The following is a 1,148-nucleotide window of genomic DNA, read 5'->3' on the forward strand; positions in this document are numbered from 1 at the left end:
AGGTAGGTGAAACGACCGCTCTTTTTCTGGACTAGTCTCATATCCGAATATATCCGTTAATATATACTAATATATACTACAAATATAGAAATAAAATTTGACAAAAAAAGACACTCGTGTCCGGTAAAATTCCGAACTAGTTATTAAAAAGTTTAACAATTAAAACAAAGTAGGTTCGGTAGAACCATCCAGTTCATTGACAATATTGCAGTTAGGTTTTGCAAAGAGGTCTTTTAGGCAGATAGTTTCTGTAAGTGAGATGCTTACAAGTTGGAGCATCTCGTAGATTGACCGTTCGATACCCATCTTTTTCTGCACAATCGCTATCATACAATAGGTGGTTATGGCAGTGTAAATTTGGATTCTTACGGCATTCTCGGTCTCGCCCCAGAATTTTTTAATCTTCAGATGCTGCTTCAGCCACTTGAAGAACAGCTCTATCTGCCATCTGTTGTGATACAGTTCCGCCACTTTCAATGAGTTGATGTCCAGGGCATTGGTAAAGAAGATGAACTTCCTGTCCGATTCGGAGTCAAGGTAGATGATTCGCCTTATCTTCTCCGGATATTTGCTCATTGTCAGCTGTCCGTCCATGTATCCTATGGCATCGGAGAGCACACCGGACGGCAGCCTGCGCTTCCACCTCATCGGCCTGAAGTCGTTGTTCTTCTTGCCCCTGACCACGAAGTATGCCCCGACACTGTTTATGGTGAAGAGCCTTCCGAAGTCATTGTATGCGCGGTCGAAGATGTAGAACGAGTTCTCCTCGTATGGAATGGCATCCATCGCTTTTGTATCATGCAGCCTGGCGGGCGTGATATGGAAGAACGTCGGTATCTGGGTCTCAATATCATAAAGTGTATGTATCTTGACTCCTCCTTTCTTCTTCCGGAACAAAGCCCACTCAAAGACGCTTAGACACAGGTCAATCGTAGTGGAGTCAAAGGCATACACCTTTCCTCCGAGCTTGAATATCTCGACCGCCCGACACTTCTGGGCTTCTGCCATAACTCTGTAGGCGAACTCCTCGAAGATACGATAATCGCGTTTGGTGTTGGCATCTGCAAGAGTGCTTTTAGAGGCGTATTTCCCGAAGCCAAGATGAAAAGCCTTGTTTGCGTGCGCCTGTGTCGCAAGAACTAAGTCTC

General features: G+C 44.8%; 1 protein-coding gene. It reads right to left on the bottom strand.

Going from position 1 to position 1,148, the window contains the following annotated elements; translation table 11 throughout:
• Positions 1 to 159 precede the first annotated feature (159 nt).
• Positions 160 to 1,148, bottom strand: a 989-nt coding sequence (locus B5F83_RS10445) for an IS4 family transposase (protein ID WP_143822542.1), incomplete at its 5' end; no start/stop codon positions are given.

Source organism: Muribaculum sp. An289 (assembly GCF_002159555.1).
GTDB classification, from domain to species: Bacteria; Bacteroidota; Bacteroidia; order Bacteroidales; family UBA932; genus Merdivivens; species Merdivivens faecigallinarum.